This window comes from Streptomyces sp. NPDC055287 (assembly GCF_053646035.1).
On record NZ_JBSHNE010000100.1, the window covers coordinates 1 to 5167 of the forward strand.

Annotated in this window: 4 protein-coding genes; 3 read left to right on the top strand and 1 reads right to left on the bottom strand. The window is 67.3% G+C overall.

The window, feature by feature from the left end:
- Window positions 1–179: 179 nt before the first annotated feature.
- Genes ACWIHY_RS39975 through ACWIHY_RS39985 form a run of 3 tightly spaced genes read left to right on the top strand, consistent with a single transcriptional unit; the run spans window position 180 to window position 4287 of the window.
- Window positions 180–1295: a tyrosine-type recombinase/integrase gene (locus ACWIHY_RS39975; protein ID WP_454381643.1), complete on the top strand. Its 1116-nt coding sequence runs from the start codon at window positions 180–182 to the stop codon at window positions 1293–1295.
- Entirely contained in the window at window positions 1292–3772 is a 2481-nt protein-coding gene (locus tag ACWIHY_RS39980; RefSeq protein ID WP_454381645.1) for a tyrosine-type recombinase/integrase, read from the top strand. The genes ACWIHY_RS39975 and ACWIHY_RS39980 overlap by 4 nt, the downstream gene beginning before the upstream one ends.
- 8 nt (window positions 3773–3780) lie before the next feature.
- Window positions 3781–4287 carry a DUF6262 family protein gene (locus ACWIHY_RS39985; protein ID WP_233416276.1) on the top strand — a complete coding sequence of 169 codons (507 nt, stop codon included), beginning with the start codon at window positions 3781–3783 and terminating at the stop codon, window positions 4285–4287.
- A gap of 93 nt (window positions 4288–4380) precedes the next feature.
- Here ACWIHY_RS39985 and ACWIHY_RS39990 read toward each other — a convergent pair whose 3' ends face one another.
- Window positions 4381–5007, bottom strand: coding sequence for a class I SAM-dependent methyltransferase (locus ACWIHY_RS39990; protein ID WP_454381646.1), 627 nt, complete (start codon window positions 5005–5007; stop codon window positions 4381–4383).
- Window positions 5008–5167: the final 160 nt, after the last annotated feature.

Consider the following 5167-nt stretch of genomic DNA (forward strand, 5'->3'; position numbering starts at 1 on the left):
CGTTCTCTGGGGGTTCAGTGGGGGTGGTGTGACGTTGCAGAAGCCCTCTCATAGGGTCCTACTGCAACAGGTCTCAGGGGGTGTGGCTCTGCGGCGGATCGTTGCGATCGAGCCGTGGAGGCAGAGTGAAAGTACGGGCTTTTCGTGTCGTGCTGCCGTCGGGTACCCGGTACTGGACGGTGGTTGACGACGACTTCGAGGTGGTCAAGGAAGCCGATCGGTTCCTGCGGGAGATCCGGCTCGCAAGGGGTCGAGCGGAGACGACAACTAAGGCGTACGCCGAGGGAGTCGTGCTGTTCTTCCGCTGGTGCACGGCCACGGGGAGGGACTGGAGGACTGCAGCTCAAGACATGGGGCTGTTCATGCTCTGGCTGAAGTGGACACCGGGCCGCGGCGGCAACGCTCCGGTCGTCGTGCCGGGGCCGGGGGCGAAGCCCGTTCGGGGCGAGATCCGGGTGAACAAGGTCCTGACCGCGGTGCGGATGTTCCTGCTCTACGGCGTCACGAACAAGCTGGTGCCGGCCTCGGTGCTGGAGCAGATCTACGAGGTCGGTGACACCCGTGATCTGCCCGAGGCTGCCCAGGGCGAGAGCGACGGCATGCGGTTGCGGCTGCGCGCCCGGCACCGGGTCCAGGAGCCGGAGACGGACATCGACCGCGCCAGCGACGAGGAGGTCGTGGCGATGTTCCTGGCCTGCCGTTCCGCCCGCGACCGGCTGACGCTGCTGCTTCTCTCCCGCGTCGGCCTGCGGCCGGGACAGGTCGCGGGTCTGTACCGCAGCGACTGTCATCTGCTGATCGACTCCAGACCGCTGGGATGTGACATCGAGGGCGCCCACGTTCACATCGCCCGCCGACAGAACGAGAACGGCGCCTGGTCGAAGTCGAAGAAGACCTGGGCGATGCCGGTGGATTTCCTCGTGGTTCAGGCTTTCGATCAGTACGCGCTGGAACGCCATGAGCAACTGCCCTCCAGCGACAGCGACTTCCTCCTGATCAACCTCTTCCGGCCGCCCTACGGCAAGCCGGTCACGACGGACGCGATCGGCGAGCTCTGCGAGTCCTTGTCCCGCCGGGCCGGCTTGGGCCGGATGATCACGCCGCGGATGTGTCGCCACGCCATGGCCAGCAACGTCGCGGACGCCGGCGGCTCCCTGGACGAGGTCCAGGCCCTGCTCGGCCAGAAGAACCCGCACTCGCCCAGGCCCTATCTCCACCCGAGCCGCACCCGGCTCCGGGACGCCATCGAGCGAGTCCCCTCTCCCCGCCTGCAGTTCGGGGGCGAGGGCCGATGACCATGATCAACGCCGTCGTCTCGTCCGCCGACTCCCCGGCGGACGAACTCAACGATCCCCTGCGCGAGGCCATCACGCCGGAGTTCCTGCAGCTCATGGGCTGGGACCCGCAGATCAGGCTGCTGTTCATCCCGCGCGACCACCCGCAGTTCAGCGCCCCGGAGTGCCTGGTCGCCGGCTGCGACAAGATGGTCTACTACGCCTTCCAGCAGGGCCTTTGCGTCGGCTGCATGCGGCGCTGGGAGAAGAGCGGACAGAGCATCGAGGAGTTCGCCGGGACCGCGAAGCGGTACTGGCGGGCCATCGGCGAGGTCCCCTGCCAGGTTCCGCAGTGCGCCCGGCCCAGCAACGGCCTGGCCACCCCGCTCTGCGCGGCTCACCTCTATCAGCAGAAGCGGATCTACAAGATCCCGGTCGAAGAGTTCGTACAGCATCCCGACGTCGTCCCGCTGGAGGCGTTCGGCCCTTGCAACGTCGCCGCGTGTTACCGGCAACGTCAGAGCCCGGCCGGCTACTGCCCCGCGCACGCACAGCGCCGTCGGGCCGCGATCCGCAAGGGAACGCTCGGCGACGAGGACCACTGGCGCCGCACCACGAACGCGATCTCGCAGAACGGCGTGATCAGCCTGCGCGGACTACCCGATCGAGTGGTGCACGAAATCCTCTACGGGCTGCAGGAACGCGTGGCTGAGGGCGTGATGCAGAAGGACTACCTCCTGCGGCCGTTCTGCGACCGAGTCCGTTCCCAGCAGGTCGCCACCCTCGGCGAGCTCGACCTGAGCGCTTTCAACCACCAGACGAAGAACATCGCCACGGGCTTCCTCAAGCACCTCGGCCGTGTCGGTCTGACTCCGGAGACCGAGCGGCACAAGGACATCTGGTCCGGCTACGCGTTCGGCATGGTCGGCAACATCTACTTCGACAAGATCAGTCAGCTCTGGCTGCGGGAGGCCACGAAGTCGTGGGCCCTGGACGACATTCCCAAGCGTCGGGGCAAGAGCCGGACCGCCGTCCAGTCGCACATCAACGCGATCGTCCAGCTCTCGGACAGCCTGCGGCTGAACCGGCCCGATCGCGGCGAGGACGTTCGTGCCCTTGAGCGCGTCGACGTGACGATCTTTCTGCACCGGCTGCGGTTCCTGAACGAGCAGGGTGAGCTCAGCGGATACGCGCACGTCCGCGTGGTCCGTTACGTCCGGCGGCTGCTGAGCCGGATGCGGACCTTGGGTCTGACCCAGCGCGATCAGCCCCTGCACGGGATCAGCGAAACCTTCGGCCTGCAGGCCGAGGACGTCCCGGACGATCCCGAGGACAACGAGGCCGGCAAGGACCTGCCGGCCGAGGTGATGACTCAGCTCTGCCAGCACCTCGACGGCCTCGAAACCACGGGATCCTCCGAGATCCGCACCGGGGTCGAGCTGATCATCGACACCGGCCGCCGCCCCGCGGAGATCTGCAAGCTTCCCTACGACTGCCTCGAGCGTGATGACGACGGCAAGCTGACGCTGGTCTATGACAACCACAAGGCGGCCCGAAAGGCCCGTCGCCTGCCCATCAGTGGCGAGACCGGCGCCGTGATCATCGCCCAGCAGGAACGAGTACGGGCACGGTTCCCGAACACCCCCACCGCCGAGCTCAAGTTGCTGCCCACTGTGTTGACCAACGCCACGGGCACCAAGCCGATCACGGCTGAATGGCTGGCCGCCCGCCATCGCGCCTGGGTCGAGGGACTGCCCGAGTTCCTGGTCCCCACGGTCGTCACGATCAAGGGCCGCCAGGTCACCAAGATGCTGCCGTTCGACAAGGCGAAAATCTTCCCCTACGCCTACCGGCACACTTACGCCCAGCGGCACGCGGACGCCGGCGTCGCGCCCGATGCCCTGCAGTCCCTTATGGATCACCGCCAGCTGACGACCACTCAGCAGTACTACCGGGTCACCGAGACCCGCAAGCGCGAGGCCGTCGAGCGGGTCACCGCGATGCAGTTCGACCGGAACGGCAACCGTGTCTGGCGCAAGGCACAAGCCCTGCTCGACTCCGAGCACGCCCGCCGGGCCGTCGGCGAGGTCCAGGTCCCCTACGGACTCTGCACCGAGCCCACCAACGTCCAGGCCGGCGGGCACGACTGCCCCGTCCGCTTTCGCTGCGTCGGCTGCGATCACTTCCGCACCGACGTCTCCTACCTCCCCGACCTGGAGGCATACCTCGCCGATCTCCTCCGCGGCCGCGAACGCCTCGCCGCCTTCGCCGCCGATTCATGGGCCAAGGCCGAGGCCATGCCCTCCGACGAGGAGATCACCCGGGTCCGCCGCCTGGTCAAACGCGTCCGCGAAGACCTCGAGGACCTCACCGAGGAGGACCGCATCCAGATCAAGGAAGCCGTCGCCACGGTCCGCCGCACCCGCCGCGTCGTCTCACTCGGCCTGCCCCGCATCAGGCCGCCCCAGGACCTCCGCCCCGAAAGGCCCGCAGGATGACCAACCCCATGATCGAGGGCAAGCGCGCCGACTCGGCCCGCCGCCGCGAACGCGTCCTGAAAGCCATCGACGCCGCCGCCAAGAACGGTGGGGACATCACCGTCTCCGGCCTCGCCAGAGCCGCCCGGGTTGACCGCACCTTCCTCTATCGCCACCCCGACCTGCTCGAACGCGTCCATGCCGCCGCCAACACCCCTGTTGAGGAGGGCCGAACAGCAGCGGTCAGTCGGACTTCGCTGCAAACCGACCTCACAAACGCACTCGAACGCAACAAGCGTTTCGCGGCACGGGTCCGCCAGCTGGAGAGCCGCCTGTCTTCCCAGCTCGGCGATGCCATCTGGGCCGAATCCGGTCTTGGCGCACCCGTCGACATCGACCACCTCCAGCGTCGCATCGCTCTCCTCGAGCAGGAAGTCGCCGCCAAGCAAGGCGAACTCGACGAGCGGACCGAGGAGCTGGAAGCTGCTCGAGCGGCCAATCGGGAGTTGACCCGGGCCCTGAACCACCGGCCTTGATCACGACTGGCCACGGTCCGTTCTGATCGCTCAGGTCACCCACGCCGGTTCTCGGCGGCCAAAGGCCGCCGAGAACCGCTCACGGGACAGTCTCTAGGGGCGGCGGGCCAGCAGGTGGGCATCGAGGAAGCCTCGCTCGGAGGCCGGGTCGTGGACCAGCCGAGCGAACGGGACGAGCCCGGCACCCGCCAGCAACTCGGCAAACCGGTCCACCGGCCAGCTATAGGCGGGCGTCACCTTGTGGTCGAAGCGAACCGGCTCCGACCCGTCAGTCGCGAAGAACGAGACCAGGAGCAGGCCCCCTGGCGCCAGGACACGCACCTGCTCGGCGATCAGCGCGGGCAGTTCCCCGGGCGGGGTATGAATCATCGAGTAGTGGGCCAGCAAGCCACCGAGCGAGCAGTCCTCGACCGGCAGCGCCTCCATCTTCGCCTCATCGAACCGCAGCGCCGGATGGGCCCGGCGGGCGTGGTCGACCATGACCGGGGAGAGGTCGAGCCCGAAAGCGTCCAGTCCAAGGTCGTGCAGCATGGCCGTCAGATGTCCCGGCCCGCACCCGACGTCAGCTGCCCGCAAGTTCCCGTTCTCACGCACCAGTTCGGCGAAAGTGCCGATCATGCTCCGCGAGAACGGCTGCGTCTCCAACCGATTGGCAAACAACGATGCATACAGCTCGACGACCCCGTCATAGGCCGCCCTGGTCTCGTCCTGGTATCCCACGGGAGAGAAGCTAACACCGGCACACAACTGGCTGCCTGTCACACGGTCACGAACCGGCCCTAGCACCACAGGTGTTGTGATGCATAAACTCACCTACTAGGTCGCTGAGCAGCATCAACGTGAGACAGAACCCACGGCAACAGCATCGACCCCCAGAGAA